This is a genomic window from Brenneria alni (assembly GCF_003666245.1).
GTDB classification, from domain to species: domain Bacteria; phylum Pseudomonadota; class Gammaproteobacteria; order Enterobacterales; family Enterobacteriaceae; genus Brenneria; species Brenneria alni.
The window spans coordinates 1-1,695 of sequence record NZ_MJLZ01000103.1 but is presented as its reverse complement, the minus strand read 5'-3'; the positions used below and the strand labels follow the sequence as shown (position 1 = coordinate 1,695).

General features: G+C 33.2%; 1 protein-coding gene. It reads left to right on the top strand.

Going from position 1 to position 1,695, the window contains the following annotated elements:
• Positions 1–286 precede the first annotated feature (286 nt).
• A complete protein-coding gene (locus tag BIY29_RS19830) occupies positions 287–1,657 on the top strand; it encodes a right-handed parallel beta-helix repeat-containing protein (RefSeq protein WP_121576715.1) in 1,371 nt (456 codons plus the stop codon).
• Positions 1,658–1,695: the final 38 nt, after the last annotated feature.

Genomic DNA, 1,695 nt, shown 5'->3' with positions numbered 1-1,695 from the left:
GGGGTAAGGAACACGGCTTTATATCGTCCTGTTTTTCAAAGTTCCGTAAAAATAGTAATTAATTCACTAATGATGTTTAATTATTATCCTGGGAAAGAAAACAAGACAAAGCCTCTATTCTAACTAAATTATACAGAGAGTATTTTTCATATCCACTGAACGACTATTCTCGATAAAAATGTAATCATCCGATAACCCCCTTAGACTACCTCTAACTCTTTATTACTGAGTCTTTATTATGAAAAGAAGAAATGAAAGTATATTAATGAATTTGGAGGTATATTAAATGAAGCGTAGAGGTTTATTGAAATTTTTGGCTCTTTCATCAATCCCTATGATCTTTTCTGAGAAAATATTCGCAAAAGTTCCTTCCAGAAATGATAGCTCGGATTCTAGTGATTTACTTACTATTTTAGAGAGGTTAAATAAAAGTGGTAATAAAGAGATAAATATTTTGAATATAGGCGCACATTCATGTACTGAAAAGAATTATGAAAGTTTTGATAATAGAAAAATAATTCAGGCTGTTATTGACTATTGTGCAAAAGAATACAAATCAAATGGTGAACGATGGAATATCATAATTCCGGACGGAGTATTTCTTGTAACGGCAACCGTGCATAAAGAAGAAAACGGCAAGATCATGGGGATTCACAGTCTTTTGATTAAAAGCAATATCATAATGAAAGGTTCTGGAACGATTAAACTTTATGACCACCAATATGGCTCAGGCGCTTTTTTTAGGTTATTATCTAGCTACAGGGACGAAGCTAAATTTTTGGAGAATGTGGATGTATCGGGCATTACGCTCGATGGTAACGCAAAGGCACAAGCGCCGGGAGTTCAGGCAAGTAATATTCTTATAGAATGTAAAAATGACATAAAAGTAGAGCGCATAAAGAGTATAAATTGCAATGGGAATGGGATTCAGATTCGAGGGGGAAGTAAAAGAGGGTTATCTGCCCGGAATATTTATATTGGTGAATGCATAGTTCACGATTGTCAAAAAATTGGCATACAGGTAGCTCAGTTTGAACATCTGATTATTCAAAATAATGATATCAGTAACTGTAAAGACAATGGAATTGATATATATGGGGATATGGGGAAAGGTTCTTCTCCTGAAGTCAATGGAAATAATTTTATTATCCGGGGAAACAAGATTTCAAATTGTCTTAATGGAGTATTTCCGGAAACTGTTTCAAATGGGGAAATATATGGTAATGCCATTTATAACATGCTTGAATCTGGCGTTCATATTAACAGAATTCATGGTCAACCAATGAATATATCAGTCCATGATAATACTATTAATGGCGCTGCTTATGGATTCACTAATACTGGAGACATGAAAGGTATTGTTATAAAAGAAAACGACCTGTCCTTAATAAAAAAATCCATTGTGTCTTTAGGTGGGGGGCAGGGGAACAGTTCAAATATAACAATAAAAAATAACAGAATAACATTGGGTGATACTGAAATAAATTTAGTGGTGTTAAATGGGGTGATAATAAGGAATATAGACATAGATGAGAATGTTATTTATAAGGCAGAGGCGATTGAAAATAAGATACATAATGGAGCCTTAATAAAAAACAATGCAAAGTCTGTTAATAACACAGTGAAAATAACTGGCTGGAAATTAATGAAAAAATAGTATGCTAATATGAGTTATATTACAGGGATATCTTTGAC